Origin of the sequence: Bradyrhizobium sp. CCBAU 45321, from assembly GCF_028128975.1 — a bacterium.
Lineage (GTDB): Bacteria > Pseudomonadota > Alphaproteobacteria > Rhizobiales > Xanthobacteraceae > Bradyrhizobium > Bradyrhizobium yuanmingense.
The window spans coordinates 266,023-283,275 of record NZ_LFKZ01000125.1 but is presented as its reverse complement, the minus strand read 5'-3'; the positions used below and the strand labels follow the sequence as shown (position 1 = coordinate 283,275).

Below are 17,253 nucleotides of genomic sequence, written 5' to 3'. Positions count from 1 at the left end.
TTTAAGCGTGCGTTAATCGGCTTCGGCCAGAGTGCCCCGATTCGAGACAGATAGTAGTAGCGTGCGGGGAACACCATGGCTGCCAGTATTTTGATCGCCGACGACGACGCTGTAGCCCGCCGGCTGGTCGAGAACATGGTGCAGAAATGCGGCTATGAGACGGTCGTCGTGGACTCCGGTGACGCCGCAATTGCCGCCCTCACTGCCCCCGACGGACCAACCATCGACGCCGTCATCCTCGATCTCGTGATGCCCGGCCTCGACGGCATGGGCGTATTGGCGAAGATCCGCGAAGCGGGGCTGAGCGTCCCCGTCATCGTGCAGACCGCCCATGGCGGCATCGACAACGTGATCTCCGCGATGCGCGCGGGCGCGGCCGATTTCGTCGTCAAGCCGGTCGGCGTCGAGCGGCTCCAGGTCTCGCTTCGCAACGCGCTCAACACGTCCGCGCTCAAGGGCGAATTGCAGCGCATCCGTCACAGCCGCGAAGGACGGCTCACCTTCTCCGACATCATCACCCGCTCCGAAGCGATGACGGGCGTGATGCGCGCCGCCCAGAAGGCGGCAAACTCCGCGATCCCCGTGCTGATTGAGGGCGAGTCCGGCGTCGGCAAGGAGATGTTCGCGCGCGCCATCCATGGCAGCGGCGAGCGCAAGGCCAAGCCGTTCGTTGCGGTCAATTGCGGCGCAATTCCCGATAACCTCGTCGAGTCCATCCTGTTCGGCCATGAGAGGGGCGCCTTCACCGGCGCCACCGAGCGGCACACGGGCAAGTTCGTCGAGGCTCATGGCGGCACGCTGTTTCTGGACGAGGTCAGCGAGCTGCCGCTGACGGCGCAGGTGAAGCTGCTGCGCGCGCTCCAGGAAGGCGCCGTGGAATCGGTCGGCGGCCGCAAACCGGTCAAGGTCGATGTCCGCATCATCTCGGCCACCAATCGCAAGCTGCTGGAGCGGGTGAAGCAGGGACATTTCCGGGAAGACCTGTTCTACCGGCTGCACGTGCTGCCACTGACGATCCCCTCGCTCCGCGCGCGGCGTGAGGACATCCCGCACCTGCTCAGGCATTTCATCACGCGCTTTGCCGCCGAGGAGAACCGCCCGATCACGGGGATCAGCGGCGAGGTGGTGGCCCATCTTGCCCAGCTCGACTGGCCCGGCAACATCCGCCAGCTCGAGAACGCGGTCTATCGCGCCGTGGTGATGAGCGATGGGGACCAGCTCGGTCTCGGCGACTTCCCCCTGCTGGCCTCGCAGGCGCATCCCGTCACGGATATTCCGACCGCTCCGCTGTTGCTCGAGCCGGCGGCGACGCCCTCCCTGGTATCGGGTAATGAAATACCAATCGCCCCGCTCCCCGCGGTGGGAACGCTGTCCATGCTCACTGCGACCGGGGATGTCCGCCCGCTGGAGGCCATGGAGAACGAGATCATCCGTTTCGCCATCTCGCATTATCGCGGCCAGATGTCCGAAGTGGCTCGCCGACTCAAAATCGGCCGCTCGACGCTCTACCGCAAACTCGACGAGGCCGGGGTTCCCGGGCATGGCGGCAAAAGCGGCGAGGAGACGCATTGAGCCCAGTGCGAACGAAGCTTCGCGCGGCGGTGCGAGATCGCTCTAAGCCGTTCGCGTGACGACGGAATTCGTCTGCGGTTTGAACCGTGACTTGGAAGTGACAGACAGAGGGAAAAGCGCGTGGCAGAAGCGTACAATCCGTTGCCAAGAGGCTCCCTTGAAGTCAGTTTGTCGTGAGTTGCCCCGGGTAGCGCTGGCCGCAAAATCGGGGCCTGTATATCGTCTGCGTCAGAATCGTTGCGTGCAGGCGTGCAACTTTCGAGAGGCCGGCGCGGTTTAGCCGAAACATCAATAAGCGATAACGAAGCTGTTCCACGAAGGAACAGTTCACCCGAGGGGTGCGACACAATGCTTGACTGTTTGAACCACCGTGTGGGCTTTGACCGTGTCTTGATGACGGTCGCGGCGACCTTCCTCACGGTGTCGGCCAGCTCGGCCCTGGCGCAGGATCTGCCGCGCAGCAGCGCCGCCGAACTCGCGATCGAGGCCGCGATCCCGCGCCCCGAGCCCGCAAACGTCCCGCCCCCGACTGCAGCAGACATCAAGATCGACACCACCGCGACGCTTCAGGACGGCGCCAAGGAGTCTGCGAAGGCTGACGCGGCACCATCGGCCGCACCCAGTCCTTCGGACGTCGCCACTACGCCTGCCACTGACGCGCCCAAGAACGACACAGCCAAAACTGAGCCGACAAAGACGGAACCGGCAAAGACCGAGCCCGCCAAGGCCGACACCGCTACGACAGCACCGACCGCTCCGGCTGCTGCGACCGCTCCGGCCGCCGAGCCGGTGAAAGCCGCAAGCAACGTTCCCGCCGCCGACCAGCCGGTCGCGGACAAGCTCAAGGACATCATCGGCGCCAAGACCTCGCGGCACTTCGACCGCAAGAACGAACGTGCAGCGATTGAGAAGTTCTACGGCGCGCGCGACTACACGCCGGTCTGGACGCAAGGCGGCAACCTGACTGCCGCGGCCAAGGGTGTAATCGCACGGCTCAAGGATGCGGCCTCCGACGGCCTCAATCCCGCCGACTATCCGGTGCCGGATTTCGCCGCCACGACCCCCGATGCGCTGGCGGATGCCGAGCTCAAGCTCACCGCCAGCATGTTCGACTATGCGCGCCATGCCCAGAGCGGCCGCATGCATTGGTCGCAGGCGAGCGGCGACATTCTCTATCCCGAGCATCCGGTCGATCCCGGCGAAGTGCTCACCAAGGTCACGATGGCGGCGGACGCCTCCGCGGCGCTCGAGAGTTACAACCCGCCGCACAAGCTCTACAAGGAGCTGAAGGCCAAGCTCGCCGAGCTGCGCGGCCAGGGCAGCGGTCCGGCGATCGAGATCGCCGACGGCCCCGCGTTGAAATACACCCCGGCCGGCAAGAAGCAGGCCGAGATCGTCGTGGAAGATCCGCGCGTGCCGCAGCTGCGCGCCAAGCTCGGCCTCGCCGAGAACGCGGGCGACACCCGCTATGACGCGGCGGTCGCCGAAGCCGTGCGCAAATTCCAGAGCGGCGCTGAGTTGAAGGCGACCGGCATCCTCGACGACAAAACGGTGAAGGCGCTCAACACCCCCAAGCGCGACAAGCAGATCGACGTGGTGCTGGTGAACATGGAACGCTGGCGCTGGCTGCCGCGCGAGCTCGGCGCGCCGTCGCTGGGTGATGCCTATGTCATCCTCAACATTCCCGATTTCACTTTGAAAGTGATGCAACGCGGCCAGCAGGTCTGGACCACACGCGTCGTCACCGGCAAGCCGGGCAAGCAAGCCACCCCGCTCCTCACCGAGACGATGAAGTACATCACGGTGAACCCGACCTGGAATGTGCCGCCATCCATCGTTTACAACGAGTACCTGCCGGCATTGCAGCAGGACCCGACCGTGCTTCAACGCATGGGCCTGAGGCTTGAGCAAAACCGCGACGGCTCGGTGCACATTTCGCAGCCGCCGGGCGAAGCCAACGCGCTCGGCCGCATCCGCTTCAACTTCCCGAACAAGTTCCTCGTCTATCAACACGACACGCCGGACAAGCACTTGTTCGCCAAGGAAGAGCGCGCCTTCAGCCATGGCTGCATGCGCGTGCAGAATCCGGATCAGTACGCCTCCGTCCTACTCAACATCGTCATGCCGAACGAGAAGTACACGCCGGAGCGCATCCGCAGCATGTACGGCAAGAGCGAGATCGACCTGAAATTCCCGACGCCGATTCCGGTCAACATCACCTATCAGACCGCGTTCGTGGATGAGGCCGGCAAGCTGCAATTCCGCAAGGACGTCTATGGTCGCGACGCGGTCATGATCAACGTCCTGAAGAACAATCGCGGCAAGGACCTCGAGGCCGTCGTGGCACATTCCCAGCCGAGCTATTCGCGTCCGGCGACGACGCTGCCCGCAGGAGTGGCCGTAGCCAACAACGGCAGCGGCTTCGGCTCGTCCGGGCCGAACTTCTTCGAGCGGCTGTTCGGGGCGCCCACCCAGGCCGTGCCGCCGGCACCGGTCGGCCGCCGTCCGCAACAGCAGCAGCGGGTGTTTACCCGCTGACGCCCGTCCGGCACTCGTTTTCCTGAAATTCTACAACGAAATGAGCGACCCCATCCCCCGATGGGGTCGTCTGACTTAACCATGTCCCACCGTCTACCCGGGCAGTGGGCGTTTTTTTGCCACAGTCAACCGGTTAGGATCGTATTCTGACTTGGTTTGGGGGCGAGAAGGTCAACCTCAAATTAACCTTCTCGCTTTAAGAAAGCGTTCATCCTCTTTCGCGCTGCTAACGGGGTTGGCGGGAGAGTCCATTTGAACGCTCGTCGACTGGGTGGGCTCATACGTGCTGACTTGTCTCGCACGCCAATTCGCTGTGCTGTCGTTGTCCCATGCGGGCGTGAAGGCCGGGTCCCGAATCGGCCTTGCCGCTGCATTGCTGCTTGCGGCGGCCGGTTCGGTTCATGACGCCGCCGCGCTGAACGAGACCAAGACGCTCTCGTTCCACCACACCCATTCCGGCGAAGACCTCACCGTCACCTTCAAGCGCGACGGGCGCTACGACGAAGCGGCGCTGAAGCAGCTCAACCATTTCCTGCGCGACTGGCGCAGCCAGGAGGCGACGGTGATGGACCGTCGTCTGTTCGACATCCTCTGGGAAGTCTACAAGGACGTCGACGGCAAGCAGCCGATCCAGATCATCTCCGCCTACCGTTCCCCCGCCACCAACGCCATGCTCCGCCGCCGCTCCTCCGGCGTGGCGCGCTTCAGCCAGCACACGCTGGGCCATGCGATGGACTTCTACATCCCCGGCGTGCCGCTGGAGCAGATCCGCTTCGCCGGCCTGCGCCTGCAGCGCGGCGGTGTCGGTTTCTATCCGACCTCGGGCTCGCCTTTCGTGCACCTCGACACCGGCAGTGTCCGGCACTGGCCGCGCATGACGCATGACCAGCTCGCCCGTGTATTCCCGGATGGAAAGACGGTGCATCTGCCGACCGACGGCACGCCGCTGAAGAACTATGAGCTCGCCAAGGCCGAGATCGAGCGACGCGGCAGCGGCGACGATGCCGGCAGCAAGCCGAATTTCTTCGCCGCCTTGTTCAGGAGCAAGCCGGCAGCTCCGGCCGCCAGCGACGAGGATGACGAGGGCGCGCCCGCCCCGGCCGCGAAGCCGGCGGCACCGACCGTCGTCGCAGCCGCCGCCAAGCCCGCCGAGCCGGTGCCGACGCCGCGCGCCAAGCCGCAGATCGCCGCCACGATCCAGCTCGCCTCGGCCGATGCGCAGATCGTCGCGCCGCCCAAGCCGAAGCCCGCCCCCGTGGCTGACAAGCCCGCGACCGGCAAGCCTGTTGACGGAAAGCCGGAGACCCCGGCCGACATCATCAATGCGCGCGGTTTCTGGGATGACGTTCCGGCCACGCCGCAGCAAGCGACGCCGGCGCAGGTCGCCGCGCTGAAGGCGCGCCAGGCGCTGGCCGCGGCCACCGATCCGCAGCCAACCGCGAGAGTGTCCAACGCGGCCCTCCAAGCCCTGGCTTTCGCGCCAGCGGCCTCCCCGGTCGACCGCGCCAATGTCGTCGCCGCCTCCGCGCCGATTCCGCGCACCGCCCGCCCCCGCAGCCTGGCTCAGGCCACGGAGATCAACACGGTGGTCGGCAAGAGCATCGACGGCAGGATCGCAACCGCGACCCGTCTCTCCGCGGCCAAGGGCGAGAGCATCTGGCTCAAGATCGTGATGCTGTCGCCGAGCGCCAGCCGCGCGATGTCGGTGACGCTGATGGGCGAGCTCGATACCGCGGCGCTGCGCGGCTATTTCGTCAAGCCGAACGCCGTGCTCGCGATGGGCTTCTCCGACGACCCGATGCAGGGCCTGTCCTGCGACAATTTCTCGGGCAGCGCGACCGCAAAGCTCGAGACGACGTCGTTCGTCATGCGCACCGCCGCGCTGCGCTGAGTCCTCTGTACCCGCAAAACTCTCTCTGTTCGTCCTTGCCCGGGTCGATCAAGCCGGCAAGCCGGCCGCGATGAGGCCGGCCTCGTGACGCTGCCGGTCGGGCTCGCGCTTGTAGTGCAGCGTCGCAAGATAAGCTGCCACCGAGAATCCCGGTTCGCGCTTCAAGACCTCGGCGGCGTGAGCGCCGGCCGCGATCGCGTTCTTCATCTGCGCGAATGTCGCCGCCAGGAACGCGTGATGGGTATAGTCGGGGCGCGTGATCCTTGAAAACGCCTCGGCGGCCTCGGCGTATTTCTCCGCGCAATAATAGGCGCGGCCCAGGTGGCTCCAGAAGCGCTCGGGATGATAGGGGTTGAGACGCATCGCTCTCCTGATCCAGTCGATGCCTTCCTCCGGCAGGCCCAGCCAGGTCAGAAGCTCTCCCTGTTGCACGACGACGAGGTCGTAGTTCGGATTGAGGGCGAGTGCACGCTCCTGGTGATAGGTGGCCTTTTCGTAGTCGTGTCGCGTCAGATTGAGCGCGGCGAGAATTCGGTGCACGTCCGCATCGTTGTCGTCGAGCGCCAACGCAATTTCCAACTCCGAAGCAACCTGCTCGAAGGTCGCCTCGCGGTCGGCGCACCAGCCATAGATCCAGCACTGACCGAGCACGCATGCCTTCCAGGCATGAGCGTGGGCATAGTTCGGATCCATCGCCAGCGCACGGTTGAGCAGCGTCTGCGCCTGAGCGTTGTCGTCGCGGGTTGACCGATGATGCAGGAGCTTTGCAGCCAGCACGCATTCGTAAGCGGGCATGTTGTCGGTCGGCTTGCGCTTGGTGCGGTCGTGCGTTGCGGCTTCTACCCGCCCCGGCAACGTCGCCACGATCGCGCGGGTCATCTCGTCCTGGATGGCGAAGATATCCCGGAGCTCGCGGTCGTAGCGTTCGGCCCAGATATGGCGATCGGTCTCTGCATCGATCAGCTGCACAGTGACGCGGACGCGCTCGCCGGCCTTGCGAACGCTGCCCTCGATGACATAGTCGACTCCGAACTCACGGCCGATGTCCTGGACCTTTACGGCCTTGCCCTTGTAGACGAACGTCGAGTTGCGGGAGATGACGAGCAGGTCGTGGAAGCGCGAAAGCTCGGTGATGATGTCCTCGGTGAGACCGTCAGCGAAGAACTCCTGCTCCGGATCGCCGCTCATATTGGCGAACGGCAGCACGGCGATGGACGGCTTCTTCGAAACACCCGGCGGTGTCAGAGCACGATTGGACCCGTCAGGCAGGCTTGCGGGCCCCTCCGCCAGCCGAATGCGGAAGATGCGGATCGGACGGGCGATGTTCTTGACGCTCTGTTCGCCGAGATCGTCGAACTGAACGCCGTCGAGCCGGTCGCCGACCTGATCGCGCACCGCGCCCGAGACGCAGATTCCTCCGGGCTCGGCCAGCGTCTCCAGCCGCGCCGCGACGTTGACGCCATCGCCGAATATGTCGTTCTGATCGACGATGACGTCGCCGAGATTGATGCCGATGCGGAATTGGATCCACCGCGGCGGCGGGACGTCGGCATTGCGCCGCGCCATGCGGCGCTGAACCTCGGCCGCACATAGCACGGCATCGACGACGCTGTGGAATTCCGCAAGCATGCCGTCGCCGGTCGTCTTGATGATACGGCCGCGATTCTTGGCAATGGCGGGATCGATGAGCTCGACACGATGGGTCTTGAGGCGCGCAAGGGTGCCGGCCTCGTCGACCTCCATCAGCCGGCTGAAGCCGACCATGTCGGCAGCGAGAACCGCGGCAAGCCTGCGCTCTGGTCCCGGCACATCCATCGCTCGGTCCCTTCACCGAGCAACCTAGCAGATGCCGAGATTTTGCCCAAGCTTGGTGCGCTGCAACGCCGACCGGGCGGGGCGCCTCAGAGCATCCCCAGCGCCTGCATGTAGGTCTCGAGGATGGTCTCGGCCTCGGCGCGCTCGTTGGGGTCCTGCTTGCGCAGGCGCACGATGGTGCGCAGCGCCTTGACGTCGTAGCCGTTGCCCTTGCTTTCGGCATAGACGTCGCGGATGTCGTCGGAGATCGCCTTCTTCTCTTCCTCCAGCCGCTCGATGCGCTCGATGATGGATTTGAGCTGGTCCTTGGCGAATTTCGTCGCGGGCTCGTCGTCGCGGACGGCGGCGGAGGTGGCCATCTTGGTACTCCCAATGGAACTGGCAAAACGAGGTGACGCCGGCATCCCTCACCGCGCGTGCTGGGTAGACCCTTAGGGTCGGCGCTCCCAGCGTTCAAGCAAGCATCACGCTCGTCCACAGCGCGCCCACACCTTCCTGCGCCGACGCACAGAAAGCTGTTGTGTGGTGCGACTCAGGGCTCGGCGATGGGCCGTTCAATGCCCGTGGGGATGGACCTTCTTCATCGCCTCGAGCTGCTCGGGCGTGGCCGCGCCCTGGTGCTTCGCCTTCCAGGTCTCATAGGGCATGCCGTAGACGGCCTCCCGGCTCTCGTCCTTGCTCAAGGCGACGCCCTGGGCGTCCGCGGCGTCCTTGAGCCAGTTGGACAGGCAATTGCGGCAGAAGCCGGCCAGATTCATCAGATCGATGTTCTGGACGTCGGTGCGGCTCCGCAGATGCTCGACCAGGCGCCGAAAAGCGGCCGCCTCGAGCTCCGTTCTGGTTTTGTCGTCGATCGCCATGGCTGTCTTCCTCAAGATCCGTTCCGGGGCAGGGTTACGGGATCAGGTGGGTCTTGTCACAGATTTTGCCATATCGCGGCGCAAAGGGGCCACTGCCCGGCTGCCCCCGGCCCAACGCCAAATCGTCAATGATCTGGTATAGCTTCCGCGACAATGACTGCCGAATCTCCCCGCTCCCCGCTTTACCTGCTCGCCCGGTTGGTCCCGGTGCTGGTGGTCGCCCTGGCGTGCCTCTACGCCGGCCCGGCCTCCGCCGATTTCCGCCTCTGCAACAACACGTCGAGCCGGGTCGGGATCGCGCTCGGCTACAAGGACGCCGAGGGCTGGACCACCGAGGGCTGGTGGAACATCTCGTCCCGCTCCTGCGAGACGCTGCTGCGCGGCACGCTGGTCGCCCGGTACTACTACATCTACGCCATCGACTACGACCGCGGCGGCGAATGGTCGGGCCAGGCCTTCATGTGCTCCCGCGACAAGGAGTTCACCATCCGCGGCACCGAGGATTGCCTGGCGCGCGGCTATGACCGCACCGGCTATTTCGAGGTCGACACCGGCGAGCAGCGCGCCTGGACGGTGCAGCTGACCGACGCCAACGAACAGCCGGCGCAGCAGCGCGTGCCTGGCCTGCCCGGCCCGGTGGGCCCGGGCGGCGTTCCGGGTTTGCCCAATAGCCCGCCCGGTGCTACGCCCCCGGGCTCGCCCGGCCTGCCACCCCCGTCTGGAAATAAGCCATGAGGCGCCTTCGCCGTATCAAGATTCTCGCGACCCTGGGACCAGCCTCTTCAGACCTCGCGATGATCCGCCGCCTGTTCGAGGCCGGCGCCGACCTGTTCCGCATCAACATGAGCCACACCCCGCATGACAAGATGCGGGAGCTGGTGGCGACGATCCGCAACGTCGAGAGCAGCTACGGCCGGCCGATCGGCATCCTGGTCGACCTGCAGGGCCCGAAGCTGAGACTGGGCTCCTTTGCCGAAGGGGCGATCCAGCTCCAGAACGGGCAGACCTTCACGCTGGATTCCGACAAGACGCCCGGCGATGCCACGCGCGTCCAGCTCCCGCATCCGGAGATCCTGGCGGCGCTCAGGCCCGGCCATGCGCTGCTGCTCGACGACGGCAAGGTGCGGCTGATCGCGGAGGAGACCTCGAAGGAGCATGCGGTGACGCGTGTCGTGGTCGGCGGCAAGATGAGCGACCGCAAGGGCGTCAGCCTGCCCGACACCGACCTGCCGGTCTCGGCGATGACGCCCAAGGACCGCGCCGACCTCGAGGCCGCCCTCGTCACCGGCGTCGACTGGATCGCGCTGTCCTTCGTGCAGCGCGCTGACGACGTGATCGAGGCCAAGAAGATGATCCGCGGCCGTGCCGCCGTGATGGCCAAGATCGAGAAGCCGCAGGCGATCGACCGCCTCGCCGACATCATCGAGGCTTCCGATGCGCTGATGGTGGCGCGCGGCGACCTCGGCGTCGAGCTGCCGCTGGAGCGGGTGCCGAGCCTGCAGAAGCAGATGACGCGGATGGCGCGCCGCGCCGGCAAGCCGGTGGTGATCGCGACCCAGATGCTGGAATCGATGATCCAGTCGCCGGTGCCGACCCGCGCCGAAGTCTCCGACGTCGCCACCGCGGTCTATGAGGGCGCCGACGCCATCATGCTGTCGGCGGAATCGGCGGCCGGCAAATTCCCGGTCGAGGCGGTCTCGACCATGAACCGCATCGGCGAGGAGGTCGAGCGCGATCCGACCTACCGTGCGGTGATCATGGCCCAGCGTCCGGCGCCGGAATCCACCGCGGGCGACGCCATCGCGGATGCCGCGCGGCAGATCGCCGAGACGCTCGACCTGCCCGCCCTGATCTGCTGGACCTCATCGGGCTCGACCGCCGTGCGCGTGGCGCGCGAGCGGCCGAAGCCGCCGATCGTGGCGATCACCCCGAACATCACCGCCGGCCGCAGGCTCGCCGTGGTCTGGGGCGTGCACTGCGTCGTGGCCGAGGACGCGCGCGACCAGGACGACATGGTGGGCCGCGCCGGGCAGATCGCATTCCGCGACGGTTTCGTCCGCGCCGGCCAGCGCGTCATCATCGTCGCCGGCGTGCCGCTCGGCATCCCCGGCACCACCAACATGGTGCGCATCGCCTCGGTCGGCCCCGAGGGCGACGCGAACATGTGAGGCCCGCCGGGGCGGCCAAACAAAAAGTCGAAAAACAACCCCATGCACAGTAACCGGCCGCTCTGGCCGGTTTTGCCGGGATTTTACGAAAAGGCACGCTCAGGCAATGGCCTGAGCGTGGCCGCCACCGCGCACGCGGGGCGATCTTTACGCCCCGACCAAAGCCTTGGTCGTCGGCAGCAGCGTCTGCTGGACCACGAGGCCGCGGGCGCGGGCGTCCATGACGCCGACGGCGCGCAGCGCCAGCAGCGTCACGGTCTGCACCGCATCGCGCATCTTGACGGGATCATCGAGATTGTCGGGCGCGAGCGGGCCGACCAGCGCCTCATGCAGCGCGCCGAGCAAGGCGGTGGCGGCGAGCGCGGTGTCCTGCGCCGGCAGATGGCCGGCGCGCACGGCTGCGTCGATCCGGCCAGCGATCTCCCCGGCGATCTCGCGCCGGCTGGCAAGCCGGGAGGCGCTGACATCGACATCAACAGGCTCGGCCAGGATGCCCCAGGCCAGCCTGCGCTGCGACAGCGTATGCACCGCCACGGTGGTCACCGCGGCCGCCAGCGCCGAGGACGGCCCCGGCGCGGCATCGGCCGCCCTTCGGATCGCCGCGAGCTCGTCGCGGGAGACCTCGGCAATGAGCTCGGAGATCAGCTCGGCCTTAGAAGGGAAATAACGGTAGACCGTGCCCGCTGCGACATTGGCCCGGACCGCGACCGGCGCGATCTGCACCGCCGCCATCCCGCCTTCCGCCGCCGCCTCCCGCGCTGCCGCCAGAATGGCGCTGCGCCGCGCCGCAAGGCGCTTCACCACTTGATGCGTCCGCCGATAAACCATGGCGCGCTTCCTGTCCCACACGCCGGCCGCACGCCCTGCGGCCCGACGCTTCTCACGCAATAGATGCAAATCGCCCCGCAAGGACTGAACAACTATTCAGGGTGAATGACAAGATGCAAATGCGTGAAGCGCCATGGTGGGCGGACGGGGACGCCACGGCTGCGCTGGCGGGCGCGTAAGCTTTCGTTCTGCAACGCACTCCGCCCTCATTCTCGTTTCCGAAGTCCGCAATCTCTACGTGTCAACTCAGAAAGTTCTCGCAAGGATCCATGCAACCTTAACTGGCTCTCCCTAGTCATGCGGTTGTAAATTGGAATTCGGCAATGCGTTTCACGAGCGGGCTTTCTGCGTTGAGCGATCCGGCTCTGCTCCTGATGTTCCCGGCGCACATGGCGCCTTGACGCTGGAACGCGCGGCGATTTCCTCCGGCCTGCGGGAGGTCATGTCCCTGCCCGCGGCCGGGAGGCTGCGGCGATCATGGACGGCGAAGCTGCGCGGCAATGCGCTTGCCGCCATCACCGTTGTCGTCTGCTCGATGCTGGCAGGCGCGCTCTACACCCTGGCCATGGGCGAGGACGTCAACTGGGATTGGCAGAACTACCACGAATACAATGTCTGGGCCGTTCTCAACGGCCGCTATGGGATCGATGTGGTCGCGCCGGGCTTGGCTCTTCTTATAACCTATTCGGAGAGCATCTTGCTCGCGGCTCTGGCCGAACTCTGAGCCTGACGACCTGTACGAGAGCCCCGTGGGACGGCGACACATGGACTTTGAAAAGGCGGCAGCACTGGCGACGCTAGGGGTCGAGCTCATGTCCGAGCGGCAGGCGCGCATAGTGCGCAAATCCACAATCAGCAATCCCTGCTTAATGTCCGTTCATGGGCTTGAATCGATGGTCTCCGCTGGCGAGTAGGATATCAGACCAATAAAGAATGCGCATTTTGGCCCGTCACCGACCATAGCTCAGAGCACCGTGTCGTCTGCTTCCGGTAGGTGAGCCGACCACCGTGATGCGAGCTCACGGGCAGCCTTTGACCCAACTCCGTCGAAGGATTAGGTTGATTTACGCGGCGCGATCCTTGTCGGACTGTTCCTTGACTGCGGTCGCGGTTTCTTCGAACCCCTTTTCGTAATTGCCCGCAAACCGTTCGATGCTGTCGGCCCACATCCTCAGCATTGAGACCTGAAAGTGCATAATCGGCTTCAAGGCAATCATACCGATTTCTGTCGCGGCGGTTGTGCGCTTTTGGGCGTCGCGCGCGAGACGGTCTGAGTTAGAGGTGTTGTCTGCCATGACTTGCTCCTTGTCCGGTGATTAACCCAAAGCTAGTTGCCAGGTTGTGCACCACGTGATGCTAACCGTTCGGCCAAAGCCTGATCTGCCGCGAGTGTAGCGCGTCGGTCGTCATGCAGTTCGTCCAGCTTTTTCAAGTAAGCGACCGCTGCTGTTTGCAAGAGATCGAAATCATATTCGCCGGAATCACGAAGATTGGTGACGTAGCGAAAGAGGGCGGAACGCCTGTTATCGTCCTCACTGATGCCACTATGGAGCAGCAAGTAGTTCCGCCAAGCAAACGCACATGCGCCTTCTATGGCCTGAGAAGTCATGGGCACCTCCCGAAGTCAGAGAAAGACTGATGAGTCAATTCGTTCCGCGATTTTCCAGATGTAATGTTGTTCCGTAGGTCAACCGCAAGGTGTTTCGCGAAGGTGACAGTGCTGCAATCGACGACGTCCCTCGAGGCGGATGCGAGGACTCGACGCTCTCGGCAGAAGAAACAAGGTCCACCAAGGATCGAACCTGCATCTGAATCATCACCCCGTAGCGGTATGCACTTCATCGTGCACCCTGATGCGCGGCGATCTCCCTTTGTTAGTTCTACAGCGAACGACGACTTCAAAGACCTGTCGCTCGCCGCCAATGTACTCGCCTGCATGGGAAAGGATTGGGCGGCATATCCGACCAAAGGCGCAGCGCTGTCCTAATTTGAATTCTTGGCCGCGTTTAAGGAGGCCTGCCATGGAGCGCGTCATTCACATGAGAATATCCGCCTAGCCCGGCGATTTCTCGAGAGGAACAGAATGAGGCAAGCGGGGCCCAATCGAAAGCTCCTAGCCGCAAGGAGAAGCCAGAGAGTGCCCGCAACGCCGCGTGGAAGCTAGTTTCGCCAGGAATTTGTCTGGCCTCCATGAAGCGGCGACCGCTCTCGACGTGAGACGGCCCACCCACGCGAGCTGCTCGTCCAGGATCATTTGAATGGCTTCCCTTGAAAAACGCTGGCGAACATCCAACTAACATCCAATCACCATCCAGCTGGATGGTAAGGGGATGTTTCGCTATGGCTGCTAACGTGCACGAGCTGCGACCCAAGGCCCCCGACACCGAGAAGATCACGATCAACCTTGGCTACGTTGACCTCGGTCATGTCGATCTTATGGTGCAGGAAGGGTTCTATTCGAACCGGACCGATTTCATCCGGACAGCAATCCGCAACCAGCTCGAGCGACACAGAGAGGTCGTCAGACAGTCCACGGCCCGGAAGAACCTGGACCTCGGGCTCCGCCATTACACTCGCGAGGACCTCGAAGCGGCGCGGCGCGCCGGCGAGATGCTGCAAATCAATGTTTTGGGCTTGGCCACCATCGCCCAGGACGTCACTCCCGCGTTGGCTCGCGCCACAATCGCGTCGGTCTCGGTGCTGGGGGCGCTTCACGCCACTCCCGCGGTCAAGGCCGCTCTCGCCGACAGAACAAGGTGAATGATGCTGAATCAAGACATAGTCCGCGAAGCAACCCGCCTCACGCGTGCCGGCCAACTAGTTGAGGCCACCGCACTGCTGCAGCGCATGCTCCAGGGCGGCATTGCTCCAACACCGGACTGGCGCAGCGCCACTCAGGCTCAGCTCCCGCGGTGCGATCCGCTTACCATCGACGCCACGGCCGACGTTGTCGAGGAGCGGAAAGCTCCGCAGATTGCGCCGGCCCGCTCTGGTCAGGGACTCAGACCCTCCTTACTGCGCGACGGCATGCGGGATGTTTCCGGGCTCCGCCTGCGAAGTCCGATCGCACGCGCTCCTCTGTCCCCATCGGACATCGTGCCGGAGGGCACACGGTTCATCGCCGGCCAGTTCAGTAACGTCGCGGGAAGCCGGACCTATAAGCTGTTCATCCCAAGCCGCTATCAGGGACAACGGCTTCCCCTGATCGTCATGCTTCACGGCTGCACCCAGTCGCCGGACGATTTCGCGGCCGGCACCCGGATGAACTTTCTGGCGGAAGAGCAGAATTGCTTGGTGGCCTATCCTGAGCAGCCGAGCGGAGCCAACCAGTCGAAGTGCTGGAACTGGTTTCGCACGAGCGACCAGCGCCGCGGCGGGGGCGAGCCCTCGATAATCGCCGGCATTACCCGCCAGATCATGCGCGACTATGTGATCGATCCGAAGCGCGTATACGTCGCGGGTCTGTCGGCCGGCGGGGCCGCCGCAGCCATCATGGGCGCAACGTATAGCGACCTGTATGCGGCCGTCGGTATTCATTCAGGCCTCGCGTGCGGAGCCGCGAGTGATCTTTCCTCCGCGTTCATCGCCATGCGGCAGGGAGGCGGCTCCAGGGCAATTGCGGACATTTCTGTGCCGACCATCGTTTTCCATGGCGATCGCGACACAACGGTGCATCCAAATAATGGCGATCAGATTATCGAGCAGTCCGCCAGCGCAACGAGGTCGACTAGGAAGGTGCTTCGCGGACGCGTACCCCACGGCCATTCCTATACTCGCACCATCCTGATCGACGGGGCCGGCCGGGCGATTTCCGAACACTGGAACATCGATGGCGCCGGACACGCGTGGTCAGGCGGTAGCCCCGCTGGGTCCTACACTGATCCGCAAGGGCCGGATGCGACCAGGGAAATATTGCGCTTCTTCCTCGAGCATTCGCTCAGTGGATAGTCAGGGCGCTCAGGTTGTCCTCGAGCACATCGCCGAGCTCCCGGATCAGTTTGGCGTCCGAAGCCGGCCTGTATCCGCCAGCGCGGGCGCGACGGCGAGAAACAGATCGCATAGATCTCCGGTCGGTTGGGGCCATCCTCGCGGCAACGTTCGGCGATCTGCCATCCGTCGATGCCTTCGGGCAGCTTGACGTCCGTGATGAGGGTCGGCGACCCGCCGTTGCGTACCACGCCTACGGCTCTGCGCCGTCAGCCACATGGATGACCTCGTACTCTTCCTCTCCTCCACCAAGAACCGCTGGTACTACTGCTAGTGCTAGAGCACCAACTCGCTCCAGCGATATGGCCCATCATGGTCGCCGCAATTTAAGGCGATCTGGAGAGAACAACGAGCGGAGGGCTGATTGTTCTCAGACTGACGCCGATGTTTGCTACCAAAGATCAGGGTCGACATCGTAGAACGTGCGATTGGTCTCAGTTCATGCGGCACCCAACAGCACGGAATTGGAACGCCACGTCACCAAGCCTGTTGTCATTTCAGACATGACCGTTGTGGTCGCCCCCCCCCATTTTCCTGGAGCGTCAGATGAGCAAGCGCAAACCAGCGGCAGCGCCAAAGCGCGCCCGCAATCCGAAAATGCCCTCGCGGGCCCAACGGAACAAGCAGGCCATTGTTAGAAGCCCGAAAGAGAATTTACTTCACTCTGCTGCGGCAGACTCGGTCGAACCGCTTCCTGAGCTTCAAGATGATCCTCAACACGAGGTCACTATCATTGAGCCTCTGCCGGATTCCTTAGTAGATGACCTCAGTCAGAGAATGACGGATAGCGATGCAACGGAAGGCTCTGCTCTAGCGACGGCAAACATGCAGGCGTTTCAAACGAAGCTTCTTGAGATAGCCGGGATCAACGCGCAATTTGCTTTTGAATTGGGCCTGAGACTTGCGACGATCAGGTCACCAACTGAATTTTTCGGCGTCATGACGGAGTTTACAAGCAGACAGGTCAAAATGTTCGCGCAGCATTCGAAAGAACTGGCGGCATATTCGTTCTGGCCGATCAAGCCGCCTCGAGAGCTTACGGCTCTGCCGAGACGATAACTGCAAGCCGTCAGGATGGACGCAAACGCGGATCACGCACGCGCAGCGACCGTCCGCGGGCGCGCATTTGGACGGCCGGCCGAAGCAGTTGAGGTCGGCCGCCGGCCCCCCGCCAGGCTGCGCAGCGTGAGCGGACTGCGCGGGCGCGTGAATAGCTTCGGCTTGGGATCATCCCATTGTGGAAACACCCCTCCCTGCCCTCTCCCGCAAACTGATCGGCCGAACGCGACCTTTACGTGTAGTACCGAGGAATTCCCGCATTGATTCATACAACCTTAACTGGCTATCCGTAGTCATACGGTTGTAAATTGGAATTCGGCAATGCGTTTCACGAGCGGGCTTCCTGCGGTTCAGCGACCCGACTCTGCTCGTGAAGTTGCCGGCGCACATGGCGCCTTGATGCTGGAACGCGCGGCGATTTCCTCCGATCTGCGAGAGGTCATGTCCCTGCCGGCGGCCGACAGGCTGCGGCGATCGTGGAGGGCGAAGCAGCGCGGCAATGCGCTTGCAGCGATCGCCGTTGTCGTCTGCTCGA

At 64.0% G+C, this 17,253-nt stretch carries 15 protein-coding genes; 9 read left to right on the top strand and 6 right to left on the bottom strand.

The features are described 5' to 3' along the window. Positions 1-75 precede the first annotated feature (75 nt). The 3 genes from ACM43_RS23030 to ACM43_RS23020 all read left to right on the top strand — a co-directional run bounded on the left by ACM43_RS23030 (position 76) and on the right by ACM43_RS23020 (position 6,001). Positions 76-1,572 (top strand): sigma-54-dependent transcriptional regulator, encoded by a 1,497-nt coding sequence (locus tag ACM43_RS23030; RefSeq protein WP_271542981.1) that lies wholly within the window; start codon positions 76-78, stop codon positions 1,570-1,572. A 348-nt stretch (positions 1,573-1,920) separates the two neighbouring features. Continuing rightward, positions 1,921-4,110, top strand: coding sequence for a L,D-transpeptidase family protein (locus ACM43_RS23025; protein WP_271542979.1), 2,190 nt, complete (start codon positions 1,921-1,923; stop codon positions 4,108-4,110). Positions 4,111-4,381: 271 nt separating this feature from the next. Further along, the gene (locus tag ACM43_RS23020; protein ID WP_271542977.1) at positions 4,382-6,001 is read left to right on the top strand and encodes a DUF882 domain-containing protein; all 1,620 of its coding nucleotides are present in this window, start codon (positions 4,382-4,384) and stop codon (positions 5,999-6,001) included. Between the two features lie 48 nt (positions 6,002-6,049). Here ACM43_RS23020 and ACM43_RS23015 read toward each other — a convergent pair whose 3' ends face one another. The 3 genes from ACM43_RS23015 to ACM43_RS23005 all read right to left on the bottom strand — a co-directional run bounded on the left by ACM43_RS23015 (position 6,050) and on the right by ACM43_RS23005 (position 8,676). Beyond that, positions 6,050-7,816 (bottom strand): adenylate/guanylate cyclase domain-containing protein, encoded by a 1,767-nt coding sequence (locus tag ACM43_RS23015; RefSeq protein ID WP_157283818.1) that lies wholly within the window; start codon positions 7,814-7,816, stop codon positions 6,050-6,052. Positions 7,817-7,902: 86 nt separating this feature from the next. Continuing rightward, positions 7,903-8,175, bottom strand: coding sequence for a DUF2312 domain-containing protein (locus ACM43_RS23010; RefSeq protein WP_018641571.1), 273 nt, complete (start codon positions 8,173-8,175; stop codon positions 7,903-7,905). A gap of 195 nt (positions 8,176-8,370) precedes the next feature. After that, complete coding sequence (locus ACM43_RS23005) at positions 8,371-8,676, bottom strand: DUF1244 domain-containing protein (RefSeq protein ID WP_271503819.1); 306 nt, start codon at positions 8,674-8,676, stop codon at positions 8,371-8,373. A 153-nt stretch (positions 8,677-8,829) separates the two neighbouring features. On the opposite strand from ACM43_RS23005, the gene ACM43_RS23000 reads away from it, so the two are divergent. Next, positions 8,830-9,411: a DUF1036 domain-containing protein gene (locus ACM43_RS23000; RefSeq protein ID WP_035998649.1), complete on the top strand. Its 582-nt coding sequence runs from the start codon at positions 8,830-8,832 to the stop codon at positions 9,409-9,411. Further along, positions 9,408-10,844 carry a pyruvate kinase gene (pyk, locus tag ACM43_RS22995; protein WP_271542974.1) on the top strand — a complete coding sequence of 479 codons (1,437 nt, stop codon included), beginning with the start codon at positions 9,408-9,410 and terminating at the stop codon, positions 10,842-10,844. The genes ACM43_RS23000 and pyk overlap by 4 nt, the downstream gene beginning before the upstream one ends. A 147-nt stretch (positions 10,845-10,991) precedes the next feature. Here pyk and ACM43_RS22990 read toward each other — a convergent pair whose 3' ends face one another. Continuing rightward, positions 10,992-11,672 carry a TetR/AcrR family transcriptional regulator gene (locus ACM43_RS22990; RefSeq protein WP_025034128.1) on the bottom strand — a complete coding sequence of 227 codons (681 nt, stop codon included), beginning with the start codon at positions 11,670-11,672 and terminating at the stop codon, positions 10,992-10,994. A 310-nt stretch (positions 11,673-11,982) separates the two neighbouring features. Between ACM43_RS22990 and ACM43_RS22985 the strand changes: the two genes are divergently transcribed. After that, a complete protein-coding gene (locus ACM43_RS22985; protein WP_271542971.1) occupies positions 11,983-12,396 on the top strand; it encodes a hypothetical protein in 414 nt (137 codons plus the stop codon). A 340-nt stretch (positions 12,397-12,736) separates the two neighbouring features. Here ACM43_RS22985 and ACM43_RS22980 read toward each other — a convergent pair whose 3' ends face one another. After that, on the bottom strand, positions 12,737-12,967 hold the full coding sequence (locus ACM43_RS22980; protein ID WP_271542969.1) for a hypothetical protein: 231 nt from the start codon (positions 12,965-12,967) through the stop codon (positions 12,737-12,739). Positions 12,968-12,999: 32 nt separating this feature from the next. Further along, complete coding sequence (locus ACM43_RS22975; protein WP_271542967.1) at positions 13,000-13,281, bottom strand: hypothetical protein; 282 nt, start codon at positions 13,279-13,281, stop codon at positions 13,000-13,002. Positions 13,282-14,012: 731 nt separating this feature from the next. On the opposite strand from ACM43_RS22975, the gene ACM43_RS22970 reads away from it, so the two are divergent. From ACM43_RS22970 to ACM43_RS22960, 3 genes are all read left to right on the top strand, one after another. Continuing rightward, the gene (locus ACM43_RS22970; protein WP_271542966.1) at positions 14,013-14,432 is read left to right on the top strand and encodes a CopG family transcriptional regulator; all 420 of its coding nucleotides are present in this window, start codon (positions 14,013-14,015) and stop codon (positions 14,430-14,432) included. A gap of 3 nt (positions 14,433-14,435) precedes the next feature. Further along, positions 14,436-15,620, top strand: a complete 1,185-nt coding sequence (locus tag ACM43_RS22965) for an extracellular catalytic domain type 1 short-chain-length polyhydroxyalkanoate depolymerase (protein ID WP_271543097.1) — start codon at positions 14,436-14,438, stop codon at positions 15,618-15,620. Positions 15,621-16,205: 585 nt separating this feature from the next. After that, positions 16,206-16,718, top strand: a complete 513-nt coding sequence (locus tag ACM43_RS22960; protein ID WP_271542964.1) for a Phasin protein — start codon at positions 16,206-16,208, stop codon at positions 16,716-16,718. The last annotated feature ends 535 nt before the right edge of the window (positions 16,719-17,253 follow it).